At 58.1% G+C, this 12,641-nt stretch carries 15 protein-coding genes; 6 read left to right on the top strand and 9 right to left on the bottom strand.

Features of this window, described 5'->3' with window-relative positions; genetic code table 11:
* The 3 genes from EPL04_RS13260 to EPL04_RS19210 all read right to left on the bottom strand — a co-directional run.
* Positions 1-1,300: cell wall-binding repeat-containing protein (locus tag EPL04_RS13260; RefSeq protein WP_209019623.1), on the bottom strand; the 1,300-nt coding region annotated here is incomplete at its 3' end.
* A gap of 91 nt (positions 1,301-1,391) precedes the next feature.
* Positions 1,392-1,769 carry an SPW repeat domain-containing protein gene (locus EPL04_RS13255; RefSeq protein ID WP_134671637.1) on the bottom strand — a complete coding sequence of 126 codons (378 nt, stop codon included), beginning with the start codon at positions 1,767-1,769 and terminating at the stop codon, positions 1,392-1,394.
* A gap of 43 nt (positions 1,770-1,812) precedes the next feature.
* Positions 1,813-2,160, bottom strand: coding sequence for a four-helix bundle copper-binding protein (locus EPL04_RS19210; RefSeq protein ID WP_134671636.1), 348 nt, complete (start codon positions 2,158-2,160; stop codon positions 1,813-1,815).
* Positions 2,161-2,455: 295 nt separating this feature from the next.
* On the opposite strand from EPL04_RS19210, the gene EPL04_RS13245 reads away from it, so the two are divergent.
* Positions 2,456-2,758: a hypothetical protein gene (locus tag EPL04_RS13245; RefSeq protein ID WP_134671635.1), complete on the top strand. Its 303-nt coding sequence runs from the start codon at positions 2,456-2,458 to the stop codon at positions 2,756-2,758.
* Between the two features lie 6 nt (positions 2,759-2,764).
* The gene (locus tag EPL04_RS19205; protein ID WP_167599472.1) at positions 2,765-3,358 is read left to right on the top strand and encodes an ArsR family transcriptional regulator; all 594 of its coding nucleotides are present in this window, start codon (positions 2,765-2,767) and stop codon (positions 3,356-3,358) included.
* Positions 3,359-3,531: 173 nt separating this feature from the next.
* Here the strand turns inward: EPL04_RS19205 and EPL04_RS13235 are convergent, their stop codons facing one another.
* The 4 genes from EPL04_RS13235 to EPL04_RS13220 form a co-directional block, all read right to left on the bottom strand.
* On the bottom strand, positions 3,532-3,729 hold the full coding sequence (locus EPL04_RS13235; RefSeq protein ID WP_134671634.1) for a heavy-metal-associated domain-containing protein: 198 nt from the start codon (positions 3,727-3,729) through the stop codon (positions 3,532-3,534).
* Between the two features lie 146 nt (positions 3,730-3,875).
* Positions 3,876-4,271, bottom strand: coding sequence for a hypothetical protein (locus tag EPL04_RS13230; protein WP_004594583.1), 396 nt, complete (start codon positions 4,269-4,271; stop codon positions 3,876-3,878).
* A 137-nt stretch (positions 4,272-4,408) separates the two neighbouring features.
* On the bottom strand, positions 4,409-4,684 hold the full coding sequence (locus EPL04_RS13225) for a DUF7521 family protein (protein ID WP_004515576.1): 276 nt from the start codon (positions 4,682-4,684) through the stop codon (positions 4,409-4,411).
* A gap of 3 nt (positions 4,685-4,687) precedes the next feature.
* On the bottom strand, positions 4,688-5,038 hold the full coding sequence (locus EPL04_RS13220) for an ArsR/SmtB family transcription factor (protein WP_049938495.1): 351 nt from the start codon (positions 5,036-5,038) through the stop codon (positions 4,688-4,690).
* A 114-nt stretch (positions 5,039-5,152) separates the two neighbouring features.
* On the opposite strand from EPL04_RS13220, the gene EPL04_RS13215 reads away from it, so the two are divergent.
* Both EPL04_RS13215 and EPL04_RS13210 read left to right on the top strand, forming a co-directional pair.
* A complete protein-coding gene (locus EPL04_RS13215; protein ID WP_011222420.1) occupies positions 5,153-5,713 on the top strand; it encodes a DoxX family protein in 561 nt (186 codons plus the stop codon).
* 28 nt (positions 5,714-5,741) lie between these two features.
* Positions 5,742-6,140, top strand: coding sequence for an SHOCT domain-containing protein (locus EPL04_RS13210; protein WP_134671633.1), 399 nt, complete (start codon positions 5,742-5,744; stop codon positions 6,138-6,140).
* 11 nt (positions 6,141-6,151) lie between these two features.
* Here EPL04_RS13210 and acnA read toward each other — a convergent pair whose 3' ends face one another.
* Together acnA and EPL04_RS13200 are read right to left on the bottom strand one after the other, a co-directional pair.
* Positions 6,152-8,935 (bottom strand): aconitate hydratase AcnA, encoded by a 2,784-nt coding sequence (gene acnA, locus EPL04_RS13205; RefSeq protein ID WP_011222418.1) that lies wholly within the window; start codon positions 8,933-8,935, stop codon positions 6,152-6,154.
* Between the two features lie 71 nt (positions 8,936-9,006).
* On the bottom strand, positions 9,007-9,204 hold the full coding sequence (locus EPL04_RS13200) for a heavy-metal-associated domain-containing protein (RefSeq protein ID WP_049938510.1): 198 nt from the start codon (positions 9,202-9,204) through the stop codon (positions 9,007-9,009).
* A gap of 134 nt (positions 9,205-9,338) precedes the next feature.
* Here EPL04_RS13200 and EPL04_RS13195 point away from each other — a divergent pair, with 134 nt between their 5' ends.
* Both EPL04_RS13195 and EPL04_RS13190 read left to right on the top strand, forming a co-directional pair.
* Entirely contained in the window at positions 9,339-9,929 is a 591-nt protein-coding gene (locus EPL04_RS13195; protein WP_049938493.1) for an AsnC family transcriptional regulator, read from the top strand.
* Positions 9,930-10,023: 94 nt separating this feature from the next.
* Positions 10,024-12,630, top strand: a complete 2,607-nt coding sequence (locus tag EPL04_RS13190; RefSeq protein ID WP_004594598.1) for a heavy metal translocating P-type ATPase — start codon at positions 10,024-10,026, stop codon at positions 12,628-12,630.
* Positions 12,631-12,641: the final 11 nt, after the last annotated feature.

Genomic DNA, 12,641 nt, shown 5'->3' with positions numbered 1-12,641 from the left:
CGCGTGGTCCCTGATCAGTTGTAACGATCTGTCTTCCCCTGTAGGAGAGCCAGTAGAGGGCCAGCCCAAATGGGCCAAGGACAAGGGTTAGCAGCGGCCAGACCATCGTCGTCCAGTCGTTCATCTCAGGTAGCCGGTGACGTGCATGGGCGAACACAAACGACGCCCCGAGGATACTGAACCCGGCCCAGATCGCAGCGAGCGATTCTAGCGGACTGAGGCCGGCCCCCTGATGGCGGTACTGCGTGATCTCAACCGCGTAATCGAGCCGGCCCTGGGACACCCAGGAAACCTGATCCGTCGACCCCATTGCGAAGAGGTGGTTAAACGGCCCTTCTGCGGGGGTCGAGAACCAGGCCGGCTGTGACTGCCACGCGTAGTTTTCAGTTACCGCTGGCAGGCTCCCGTCATCGTTGACGAGTAGGATTGGGCCAGCTTTCCCCCACTGAAGATTTGTCGACGAGACTGCGTGCTCGGGCTCACTGGGATTGACGAGCATAAAGTTGTAGTAACCGACTTTATCACGTTCATGGATTCCCCAGCCAAAGTCTCGCGACTCATCACGGAACTCTGCCACCTCGATGGCGTGGTCCTGTGGGGTGTCCCCTGAAACTCGTGTCCACTCGACGTTGAGGTCAGAGAGCGCTTCGTCACTCACGAGGCCGGGCGGTGCGAGGACATAGGCGTGTGAGGCGTTCAGTTCCTCAATTGCCTCTTGGGTGGCATCTGGGACTCCGTCTTCGTTCGCGTATAGAATTGGGTCACCAGAGTAGGCGCTCCAGGCGGCAGCGGGCAGTGCCCACTGTGGCTCGTCAGAGTTCACAATGATGACGTTGTTCTGACTGATGTCGTCAGATCCGTTCCCACGGGTGGCGATAGAAGCGGCTGTCTCAGCGGGGTTTCCACCAGAGATGTCAACAGTAGAGACGCTGGACGTGTTCGTTCCATTTGCGCTACTGGGGGGAGTGGCGTTCCCGAAGAGGAGAAGAGCGTCTTCGCTCGCCCGTAGTCGAGATGCCGCCATAGCCGTCTGCCAGTCGTTCTCGGGAACACGAACCACAGTTGAATAATTGAGACCTGAGTCAGGTGGCCGTGCAGCCCGGGCAGTGAGTTCACTCTGGCGCTGTGGATCATTGACAGGGAATCTGCTCACGTCCTTAGTCTGCATCGTGGTGTACGATTCACTCGGTGCCTGCCCGTAGTCGAACAACGTCAGCCCGACGACGAAGACCGGTTGTGTAGCGACGAGAATCGCGACAATGGCAGCGACACCCATCGCTACCAATTTCCAGATATCCATTTACTAGCTCACCCCGCGCTGTTTTCGAACGTTGCCCGTGTGGGCGCTCATTGTCTGAAAGGCATCTACACGGTCAGTTGTAGCTGGGAATTCAGGTATCATTGGTTGGCGTATGAGTAACCGTCTGTTCTTCAGACGGGGCTACGTACACGTTGTATCCTGCAAACGCGGTCACTAGAACGCCGACAGCCACGTCATTCCAAAGAAGACCTCCAGTGACTCCGGTGACAAACGGGGCAAACAGAAGCCACCCGCCAAGCAGCACGAGTATCCCAGAAATTCCCTTGCTGGGTCCACCCTGTATTCGCTCACGTGAGTAATTATACCCTGCTAATGTGGCGATCATTCCACCTACAACTACGTCGTTCCACTTGGCAGGAGACGGTGAGCCCACTATGAACGGGAAAGCCATGAGCCAGATCCCGAGGGCCCCGGTGAAGACTGTAATAGACTTCGTTGGTGTATCCATGAAAACGGGTCCAACAAATATGGACAGTTATGGAACTCTACGTTTATGAAGCCATCTCGCGGCAGGTCTCCGCACAGTCGCGGAGTACCTCAGCACAGACCTGACAGTGTTCTGCATCGTGACGCTCACATTCCTCAGCACATTCTTCACAGGCCCCGGCACAGGCCTGGGCGAGCTGCGGACTGTAGTTCGAGTCCCGTGCCATGAAGCGCGCGTGCAGCGTAGTGAGATCAGCGACGTCTCGACAGAGACGGGCACACTCTTCCATCTCCTCGTCACCGAGACACTCATCAGCGCACCACTCGCATGCTTGGGCCGCTGCGAGACAGTTATCGATACATTCAGCCATTTGTTCGTTCTCGCCTACGTGGTCGATCTGGGTCAGAGCCATTTCACTATCTCATCTAACGCGACCACACTTTGTTATCAGCACCCCGAGCCCTAACGAGAACTAGTGAGACGGCCTATTGCTGCGTAACCCTGATTTACACAATAGGTGAGACGGAGAGTAATATCGTATTTCCCCTGCATCGTCGGGAGTGATATCTAGAGAAGCAGGTCCTGCAGATCCGATTTTCCTATTAATACCGTGTTAGAGACGTCTCTTTGACGTTCCAAGGGAAAAGTGATCGGCAGCCTACGGATTTTGCAACTGGACTAAAGGTTGTTGGGACCGTAGCCCGACTATGGTCGATTCTACGATTCACACACTCAGCGCGATTTTTGCGATCATGAGTGGAACAGGAGCCGGGCTCTTAGCGCTCTTTTTCTGGCGCATTCTCCGTGAATCCCCTTTTGGTACGGTCATTGCGCTTCTCTCAGTAACGATGACCGCGACGATCGTGTATCACGTTATCCTGTTCATCCTTGAACCAGATACCGTACTATTTGCCACTATTCGAAGCGCCCTCTATACTATCGTGGCTATCTTTCTTTGGTTAGTTATCGCAACCCATCAGCAAATCAAGAATAGCGCGGTAGAAGGGTGATTAGCGGTGCTCGAAAACTCTCTGTTCACCTATTATAACCTCGCAGTTGGCCTTATAACAGGTTTCGGGGTCTTCTATTTTCTGTTCTTCAAGCCCACTGTCGTAGATTACCATCGGTTCCTCTTACTCACTGTCGCTGGACTGATACTATTCCTGATTGGTGGGCCAATCACTGAGCTATTATTCCCGTCACTGGTTCATTGGGTACACGGAGTTGCAGCCCTCTTGGTCATTTTTGGTCTCTATAATCCACTTGAAAACGACCTGCGCCGAGACGCGTGGGCAGATGTTTTTCTCCAAGAACCGATTCAGGTTCGACAGCAGGATGAATGGATGATGCCGATTGACGATGCTATTCTCGGCCTCTTCCACTCAAAGGAGCTGATTCTAACTCCTACAATTATAGCGTACAATATTGATTACAGTCGTGAGGAAGTAAACCGCCGGCTTAGTGAACTTGAAAACCGCGGGTTTGTCATAAAGGTTGAGCGCGGAAAATACCGGATTACAGAGCTGGGAAGACAGTATATCGAAGGCTCGATTTCCCATGGTCCTCTCGCTCGTTTTTGGGAGCGACGAGACCACCGAAAACAACCCTAAAGCATTACGGATTTGCAGTTTGCCTGTGAAATATCTCAGTACTTGGCTTCGAATATCCGGACTATCTTGTCCGTTAACGTCGCAAGTAAATCCGCAATTTAGGGCTGGACGGCGTCAATCATCTCCTTGATGGGGGAGTAAACTGGGGTTCCTGGCGAGGGGGAGAACTACTTTCAGGCGTGAGCGGTGTATCCGGCGTCTTCGACGGCCTCCACGAGGGTCGTGACCTCTACCTCGCCATCGACGCTCGCCTGTTCGCTCTCCCTGTCGACGGTCACGTCAGTCACGCCGGATACCTCTTCGAGGGCCTCTTCGACCGTCTGCTCACAGTGACCGCACGTCATGCCTTCCACGATGATCGTCGTCGTCATACAGGGATACACACGGCCTCCTCTCTTTAGCGGATTTCCCCTTCGATCATACTGATATCGTGGGGCTCAAACTTTAGATTCAAAGCGATACCTGCGGCCGTAACGAACTAGACATCGGATGCGCCAGGTGTCAATAGCGAGAAGGCTCAAGTATCGTTGTGACGCTCCCTGTACGTCTTCGCCGCTAAAAAGACATAGAGTGCGCCGATAGCCCGAATGCCCAAGCGGAATCGCTCGTTCCATTCTATCGACTCTGGACGCTCGTACAGGAACGCGGTGGCAAATCTCTGATACAGGTCGGGAAATAAGAGGACTATCGCGCCGAACACGCCGGTAAGATTCATCAGCAACGCGTATGCTCGCCCGTTAAAGAGTGAAAGCGCAGCTATCAGAACACCCTCCGACCGGACTGCTGGACGTATCCACCCTCTCACTGTTCCCTCGTCTGGATTCGAAATCGCGAGTTTCTCGAAGAGCTCGACGATTTCGTCCGGGAACAGCGCTGAGATAGCGCCGAGGACACCGACGAGTGTTCGAATCATACGATATGGTACGACCGATATGGATATAACTCCCACTGCGACGCTACACTATCGAGAACGAGGGGAGTCCGAACAGTAGCGGCTTCGAACCGGGCACGACGCGCAGAGGCCGCTTGTCGAATGGGCGTCCTGAATCCTTATGGATTCGGGGCATACAGGGCGTAGAGGATAGACAGCATCCCGGCTGCGGTGACGAGTGCTGCGACGAATCCTGCTTCGAAGATCGACACCTGGAGGAGTTCGAAGAGGACGCCTTCAAGGAGGCCGCCAAGCCCGACCAATGCGAAGCCGGCGGCGACGTACAGGAGTAACTGCGTGTGATGCCGTTGGTATCCGCGATAGGCCTGGTAGGCGATCACCAGCGCCAGGGCGGTCGTGAACAGCTTGCCGATGACGAATAACGTGTGTTCCATGAGTCAGTCTCCCCGCATTTCCTCGAAGATGGACGTAATCCGGTCGGCGGGGTCCGGCCGAACATCGATCTGCACGTCGAAGCCCTCTGCTTGGAGGAGTACTTCGACACGCTCGAGTCGCGCCTCGTACTCGCTGTAGTGCCGTCCGCCGGGGTCGACGTGCGTGTACTCCTCGAGGAGGCCCTGCTCGACGAGGCGGGTGACACGCCGCGAGACGGTCGGGCGTGACATATCGCATTCCTCGCTGAGCTCCTTCGCGGAGAGTCGGTCGGTCTTCGTCGCCACGAGGATGTTGCGGGCGTACTCGTCGTCGAGTGTGGCGAAGATGTCCGACGGGTCGGCCTCCTCAGTCACACGTCCGTACTCGCTACAGGAGGGTAATATAGCCCGCCGGTTTTCTGACTCAGAACGCCGGCTCGCTATTATATCGTCTCTACCCGCCTACTGATAGTTGAAGGTGCAATAATTATGTCCACACTCGACTCCGGCATGAACCAGCTTGAGAGCAGAGTCGGCGGCCTGACCGTCGGCGGGAAAGTCCACAGCCTCAGCGCGTGGTTCGTGCTGGCGCTCCGTCTCATGATGGGCTACGCGTTCGCGTACTCCGGCTTCACGAAGATCACCGGCGAGTTCGCGGCCGGCGGCTACCTCTCGAACGTTGCGGCGACGAACGGCAACCCGCTGGCGGGCCTGTTCGCGTGGATGGGTTCGACGCCGTGGTTTGTCGAGTTCGCGAACGTCGCCGTGCCGTACGGCGAGCTGTTCATCGGCCTCGGCCTCCTCGTCGGCGCGTTCGTCCGCCTCGCGGCGTTCTTCGGCGCGCTGATGATGCTCATGTTCTACTTCGGCAACTGGGACATGGGTCACGGGTTCATCAACGGGGACTTCGCGTACATGCTCGTGTTCCTCGCGGTCGCCGCGTTCGCCGCGGGCCGCATCCTGGGCCTCGACCAGTACATCGAGAACTACGACGTCGGCGGCGAGACGCTCGTCGAGCGCTACCCCGCCCTCGAATACATCCTCGGCTAACCACGCCGAGACCGTTGGGAGTACAACAATGCAAAATCCAATTCAAGCACGCGGGATTCGTTCTCTGGGATTCATCGTCGTTGGGGCACTGACTCTGGCCGTCGTCGCCGGAATGGCGCTAACGCACGCGACCGTCCCAGAATCAATGATGTGGAGCTGGCACGACGGCATGTGGAACAGCGGCCACATGGCCGGCTGGGGTGGCTGGGGCTGGGGGATGATACTGTTCGGGCTCCTGTGGATGGCACTTCTGATCGCCCTCCCAGTCTACGCCGTTTACTGGCTGACAACGCGGTCCCCTACGGACGGCCATACTGATGACAGCGCACTCGCTGTTCTCCAAGAACGGTACGCTCGTGGCGAAATCGACGACGAGGAGTTTGATCGCCGTCGCGCCCGCCTGGTGTCCGACGACGATCGTTTCTGACCGCGTTGGTGTTACTGTCTGAGGAGGCGTCTGAGGACGTAGTGGAGGATTCCGCCGTGTTCGATATAGGTTACGGCGGCCGGCGTGCCGACCTGTGCTGTGACCGGGAACTCGACAGTCGACCCGTCCGCACGCTCGGCGATAACGGTCAGTTCGTCCATCACGTCGAGCCCGTCATCGAGGCCGTGGATCGTGAAGACCTCCGACCCATCCAGACCGAGAGATTCCCACGAGTCGCCATCATCGAACTGCAGGGGAAGCACACCCATGCCGACGAGGTTGTCGCGGTAGATGCGCTCGTAACTCTCGGCGATGGTTGCGCGGACACCGAGCAGGTCCGTTCCTTTCGCCGCCCAGTCCCGGCTAGACCCAGTTCCGAACTCCTCGCCAGCCATCACGACGAGCGGTATCCCCTCGTCCCGATAGCGGCGACTGGCTTCGAACACCGTGGTTTGTTCGTCGGTCGGGTGGTGGATCGTGTAGCCACCCTCGACGTCGTCGAGCATCTCGTTCTCGATTCGGACGTTGGCGAACGTCCCCCGCATCATCACCTCGTGATTGCCCCGACGTGCGCCGTAGGTGTTGAACTCGTGTGGCTCGACACCGTGATCGAGCAGCCACTGACCTGCGGGGAGGTCGGGACCGAACGGGCCGGCTGGACTGATGTGGTCGGTCGTAACGGTATCGCCGAGCGTCAGTAGACAGCGTGCGTCCTCGATATCGGCGACGCCGGGTTTCTCTACCGGGAAGTCCTTGAAGAACGGCGGTTCACGGATGTATGTCGAGTCCTCATCCCACTCGTAGACGTCACCCGTGGGCGCGTCGAGAGCAGCCCATCGCTCATCGCCCTCGAACACGGAGGCGTACTTCTCCTCGAACATCTCCGGAGAGACGTTCTCGTGGATTGCGGCCTGCACGTCCGCTGCGTCCGGCCAGATGTCCGCCAGATAGACTGGGTTACCCTCATCGTCAGTGCCCAGCGGCTCGTGTTCGAGATCGATGTCCATCCGCCCTGCGAGCCCGTAGGCGACGACGAGCGGCGGGCTCGCGAGGTAGTTCGCGCGGATCTTCGGGTGGATACGCGCCTCGAAGTTCCGGTTCCCGGAGAGAACGCTCGTCGTCCAGAGGTCGTGGTCGTCGATTGCCTGCTCGATGGGATCGGGAAGCGGCCCAGCGTTACCGATACAGGTGGTACAGCCGTAGCCGACGACGGCGTACCCGAGCTCTTCGAGATACGGAAGCAGCCCCGATTCTTCGAGATACTGCGTGACGACACGGCTACCCGGTGCGAGACTCGTCTTGACGTACGGCGGGACGTCTAGGCCTTTCTCGACGGCGTTCTGGGCGAGCAGTCCAGCAGCGATCATCACCGACGGGTTCGACGTGTTCGTACAGCTCGTGATGGCGCTGACGAGGACGTCTCCGTGTCCGATTTCGACCGTCTCACCGTCGAGGTCGACCTCGACACGTTTGGTTAACGGGTGCAGTTCCGATTCGGGTTCGACCTGAACGCCACCGTCGGTCTCCGCATCAGCTGCACCACCCTCACCGAGCCACCGCTGCAAGGCGTCCTCGTCGACATCATCGAGGTCGTCCTCGAACTCCCCGTGGAGAAGTCCCCGGAAGCTCTGTTTCACGTCCCCCATCGGAATCCGGTCCTGTGGCCGCTTGTGTCCGGCCAGACTCGGTTCGACTGTCGAGAGGTCGAACTCGACGACCTCAGTATATTCTGGTTCCTGTTCCCCGAATAGCCCTTGGGCTTCGAGGTACTCGCGAACGAGGTCGACGTGGTCGGGATCACGCCCGGTGAGTTCGAGATACTCGAGCGTCTGCTCGTCGACCGGGAACATACTGATCGTCGAGCCCTGTTCGGGCGCCATATTGGCGATCGTGGCCCGGTCGGGGACTGTGAGATTCTCCACACCGGGACCGAAGAACTCCACGAACCGGTCGACGACGCCGACCTCGCGGAGTCGTTCGGTGATGTGGAGCACGAGATCCGTAGCCGTCGCGCCCTCGGGTAATTCGCCTTCGAGACGGACGCCGACGACCTCGGGGAGTTTCATCGTGACCGGTTGACCGAGCATCGCCGCTTCCGCTTCGATGCCGCCGACGCCCCAACCGACCACACCGATGCCACCGATCATCGGGGTGTGGCTGTCCGTGCCGACGAGCGTGTCCGGCAGGAGCCAGTTCTCGCCGTCTTGCTCGCGGGCGTGGACGACCCGACCCAGATGTTCGAGATTCACCTGGTGGACGATACCGGTCCCCGGCGGGACGACGTTGAAGTTCTCGAAGGCGTTCTGCGCCCACTTGATCGCGCGATACCGTTCGGCGTTTCGCTCGTACTCCAGTTCGACGTTCTTCTCGTAGGCGTCCTCGGAGTCGAAGTAGTCGACCTGGACGCTGTGGTCGATCACGAGATCAATAGGAATCTCCGGTTCGACCAGGGTGGGATCTCGGTCTTTGCGGTCGACCTCGGATCGAAGGGCCGCCAGGTCGACGACTGCGGGTACACCGGTGAGATCTTGCAGGACGACTCGTGATGGAGAGAACGGAACCTCTGCGTCCGGTACGTCTGGCTTCCAGCCAGCAGCATTCTTGACATCCGCTGCAGTAACAGTTTCGCCGTCGGCGTTCCGGAGCACCGACTCAAGCAGAATACGGATGCTCACAGGGAGCGTGTCGAGGTCACAGAGCCCCTGCTCTTCGAGTGCTCGAAGATCGGCCATCTTGTACGTCGTCCCGTCGACGTCGAGCTCGCGGACGGCATCGAACGGAAGTGTATCAGTCATAGTATCTACACCTGGGATTGGCAGTCGTATCAATCCCTCTCCGAATCCGATTCGACGAGAATCGGGATTTGTTACGCAGAGGCATCGTATCCAGCGTCTTCGACCACAGTCACAAGCTCATCCCGTTCAGCGGACCCCTCGACCGTCGCGGATTCTGAGTCACGATCCGCAGTAGCGGACGTAACCCCCTCAACTTCTTCGAGTGCCTCTTCGACGGTCTGCTCGCAATGTTCACAGGTCATTCCTTCGACGGTGATTGTCTGAGTCATATCCATTCGTAGATAGGGGCGAGTATTCTATGTGGTTTTCTGCTTAGAATCCAATGTTGTCGCAGCCCTAGATCACCGATTTCGAAGGTGTGTTGTGGGCAACAATAATGTATCCTGCGAGACGAAGCGGTCGTATGCGCGATTTGGATGAAACCGACTTAGAAATCCTCTCGTTACTCGCTGATGACGCCCGCCGCCCGTTCAGCGATATTGGCGAGGAGGTCGACTTGTCGGGGCCAGCCGTTTCTGACCGGGTAAAGCGATTACAGGAAGCTGGCATCATTAACAACTTCACGATTGACGTCAACCGGGCTCATCTCCGAGCTGGTGTACCGGTATTTATTCAGGCCGAAATCGGCTCAGCGTCGTTGGAGGCCGCCCGCGAGCGGGCTCGAGAGTCAGATGGCGTTGAACACGTCTTCACGACCTCCGAAGGAGATCTTTGGTTCTATGCCCGTGTTGAAGCCCAGAACGTACGTCAGTGGGTAGATGGACTCTTTAACGAGATCGATGTAGCAGATTACACCGTCACACTAATTGACGAGCTTGAATGGACGCCGTCCGTTGATGGCGTCGAATTTGCACTCACCTGTGCTGAATGTAACAATACCGTTGATAATCAAGGTGAAACGACGAGAATCGACGGAGAGATCTATCACTTCTGTTGTCCGTCCTGTCTCACACGGTTCGACGATCGGTATCAGCGACTCGAAGAGGGAGCGTAACGCTGTCTTTGGAATCCAAATTTTCCTGCAGTCGAAACCCCGCCTCTCGAAGCAGTAAATCGCCTAAACCTAGACCCCGTATAGTAGAACAAGCATGACAAGCCAAACAATCCATCTTGATATCACGGGAATGTCCTGCGCCAACTGTTCGGCGACGATCCAGGACACTCTCGAATCGCTCGACGGGGTATCGGAGGCGGATGCGAACTTCGCCACCGACGAGGGTTCCGTCACCTACGACCCTGAAGAGGTATCGCTCAAAGAAATCTACGACGCGATCGACGAGGCCGGGTACGGCGCAGTCTCTGAGACGGTAACGATTGCCATCTCCGATATGACCTGTGCCAACTGCGCCGAGACCAACCAAACCGCTCTTGAAAATATTCCGGGCGTCGTTAATGCGGAGGTCAATTACGCAACCGACGAAGCACAGGTCACCTACAATCCTGCGGAAGTATCTATTGGTGCGCTGTACGATGCTATCGAGGAGGCTGGCTACTCGCCCGTCCGCGAAGATGGTGCCGACGAAGAGTCGGGCCAGGACGCACGAGATGCCGCCCGTCAAGCCGAAACTCGGAAACAACTCAGGTTGACCCTCTTTGGGGCAGTGTTATCGGCACCGTTGCTCTTCTTCCTCATCGACAATTATCTGCTCGGTGGCGCGATCGTCCCTGAAGCCGTCTTCGGTGTGGAACTTGGCTGGGTTGAGTTCCTCCTCGCCACGCCGGTACAGGCGATCCTCGGCTGGCCGTTCTATAAGAACTCGTACAAGGCGATCGTGAAGAACGGCCGCGCCAATATGGACGTGCTGATTGCGATCGGTTCAACAACGGCCTATCTATACTCTGTGGCAGTCCTTGCTGAACTCATTGCAGGTGGACTTTATTTCGACACGGCAGCCCTCATCCTCGTGTTCATCACGTTGGGTAACTATCTCGAAGCTCGGTCGAAGGGCCAAGCGGGTGAGGCCCTCCGAAAGCTCCTCGAAATGGAAGCCGAAACGGCGACCATTGTCCGCGAGGACGGCAGTGAAGAAGAAGTTCCACTCGAAGAGGTCACAACTGGTGACCGGATGAAAATTCGTCCAGGTGAGAAGATTCCCACAGACGGTGTCGTTGTCGACGGTCAGTCTGCCGTCGACGAGTCAATGGTCACTGGCGAATCTGTGCCTGTCGAGAAAGAGGAGGGCGATGAGGTCGTCGGCTCGACGATTAACGAGAACGGCGTCCTTGTCGTGGAGGCGACGAAGGTTGGAGAAGACACGGCCCTCCAACAGATCGTCCAGACAGTCAAGGAGGCCCAGTCGCGCCAGCCCGACATCCAGAATCTCGCCGACCGCATCTCCGCGTACTTCGTGCCTGCGGTCATCGCGAACGCCCTTCTCTGGGGTGTCGTCTGGTTCCTGTTCCCCGAGGCTCTCGCTGGCTTCGTCGACTGGCTCCCGCTGTGGGGTCAGGTTGCTGGCGGCCCGGCCCCGGTCGGTGGGACCGTTTCAGTCTTCGAGTTCGCGATAATTGTCTTCGCGTCCTCGATCCTCATCGCCTGTCCCTGTGCGCTGGGGCTGGCGACGCCCGCAGCGACGATGGTCGGGACGACGATTGGTGCCCAGAACGGCGTCCTGTTCAAGGGCGGTGACATCCTCGAACGCGCAAAAGACGTCGACACGGTCGTCTTCGACAAGACGGGCACCCTCACGGAGGGTGAAATGGAACTCACCGACGTGGTCGTCTTTGATAGCGATGGAAATGTGGTGACTGACGGTGGCGAGCCGACCCCAGATGGTGGACAGCTCAGCACCCGTGAGCGCCTCTCAGAGGATGATGTGCTTCGACTGGCGGCGATAGCTGAAAGCGGCAGCGAACACCCGCTCGCCCGTGCAATCGTCGAAGGGGCCGAAGAACGCGGCCTGGACGTGACTGAGCCTGACGACTTCGAGAACGTTCCGGGCCACGGGATCAAAGCAGTCATTGGTGACAGCGAGGTGCTGGTCGGCAACCGCAAGCTGCTGCGGGACAACGGGATCGACCCCTCTCCCGCTGAGGAGACGATGGAACGCCTCGAGAACGAGGGGAAGACGGCGATGCTGGTCGCCTACGAGGGGGAGCTCGTGGGTGTGGTCGCCGACGCCGACACAGTGAAGGAAAGCTCCAAGCAGGCTGTCACAGCACTCCAAGAGCGGGGAGTTGACGTGATGATGATTACGGGCGACAACGAGCGAACTGCCCGTGCGGTCGCTAAACAGGTGGGTATCGACCCGAAGAACGTCCGCGCAGGAGTCCTTCCTGAGGACAAGTCCAACGCGGTCGACAGTATTCAAGACGAGGGCCGGCAGGCGATGATGGTCGGTGACGGCGTCAACGACGCTCCGGCACTCGCGGTCGCACACGTCGGGACAGCAATCGGCTCCGGCACCGACGTCGCCATCGAAGCTGCAGACGTCACGCTGATGCGAGACGACCCGCTCGACGTGGTAAAGGCGATCCGAATCTCAGACGCGACACTCCAGAAGATCAAACAGAACCTCGTGTGGGCGCTCGGTTACAACACGGCGATGATTCCGTTAGCGTCGCTCGGCCTCCTCCAGCCCGTGCTCGCTGCAGCAGCAATGGCGTTCTCGTCGGTGTCGGTGCTGACGAACAGTCTCCTGTTCCGGCGGTACACCCCCGATCACGACTACAAGCTCTTCGGATTTCTTCGCTAACCGTCACCTCT

It is taken from the genome of Halorussus marinus (assembly GCF_004521895.1).
GTDB lineage: Archaea > Halobacteriota > Halobacteria > Halobacteriales > Haladaptataceae > Halorussus > Halorussus marinus.
Note: the sequence above shows the minus strand (reverse complement) of the source record. Positions and strands in the feature narration are given on the sequence as shown.

Coding starts and splice junctions, on each gene's coding strand:
- EPL04_RS13225 (WP_004515576.1), bottom strand. CDS start 4,684: ATGGAACACACGTTATTCGTCATCGGCAAGCTGTTCACGACCGCCCTG.
- EPL04_RS13210 (WP_134671633.1), top strand. CDS start 5,742: ATGCAAAATCCAATTCAAGCACGCGGGATTCGTTCTCTGGGATTCATC.
- EPL04_RS13200 (WP_049938510.1), bottom strand. CDS start 9,204: ATGACTCAGACAATCACCGTCGAAGGAATGACCTGTGAACATTGCGAG.
- EPL04_RS13245 (WP_134671635.1), top strand. CDS start 2,456: ATGGTCGATTCTACGATTCACACACTCAGCGCGATTTTTGCGATCATG.
- EPL04_RS13255 (WP_134671637.1), bottom strand. CDS start 1,769: ATGGATACACCAACGAAGTCTATTACAGTCTTCACCGGGGCCCTCGGG.
- EPL04_RS13190 (WP_004594598.1), top strand. CDS start 10,024: ATGACAAGCCAAACAATCCATCTTGATATCACGGGAATGTCCTGCGCC.
- EPL04_RS13215 (WP_011222420.1), top strand. CDS start 5,153: ATGTCCACACTCGACTCCGGCATGAACCAGCTTGAGAGCAGAGTCGGC.
- EPL04_RS19210 (WP_134671636.1), bottom strand. CDS start 2,160: ATGGCTCTGACCCAGATCGACCACGTAGGCGAGAACGAACAAATGGCT.
- EPL04_RS13235 (WP_134671634.1), bottom strand. CDS start 3,729: ATGACGACGACGATCATCGTGGAAGGCATGACGTGCGGTCACTGTGAG.
- acnA (WP_011222418.1), bottom strand. CDS start 8,935: ATGACTGATACACTTCCGTTCGATGCCGTCCGCGAGCTCGACGTCGAC.
- EPL04_RS13195 (WP_049938493.1), top strand. CDS start 9,339: ATGCGCGATTTGGATGAAACCGACTTAGAAATCCTCTCGTTACTCGCT.
- EPL04_RS13230 (WP_004594583.1), bottom strand. CDS start 4,271: ATGATTCGAACACTCGTCGGTGTCCTCGGCGCTATCTCAGCGCTGTTC.